Genomic DNA, 221 nt, shown 5'->3' on the forward strand with positions numbered 1-221 from the left:
AAGGTCGGTGCTGTGGTATCACCACCAGGAATAATCGAACCATTGTCTACCGCTGTCGGTGGAAGGGTTGCTGCATCATTACCAGCTGCATCTTGGATCGCATTTGGATCATTAGCCGTGGTTGGATCGGTATAACCCACTTGCACTGCTTGACCTGCTGTGACTGGTGTACCCAAAGTCAACACCACGGTAGAGCCATTCACTGTAACACCGGTTACAGC

At 51.1% G+C, this 221-nt stretch carries 1 protein-coding gene; it reads right to left on the minus strand.

Annotation, left to right across the window (positions count from 1 at the left end; all coding sequences use genetic code 11):
* Positions 1–221: SwmB domain-containing protein (locus tag M2R48_RS21380; protein WP_262087640.1), on the minus strand; the 221-nt coding region annotated here is incomplete at both ends.

Origin of the sequence: Acinetobacter sp. I-MWF (assembly GCF_025433935.1) — a bacterium.
GTDB classification, from domain to species: domain Bacteria; phylum Pseudomonadota; class Gammaproteobacteria; order Pseudomonadales; family Moraxellaceae; genus Acinetobacter; species Acinetobacter guillouiae.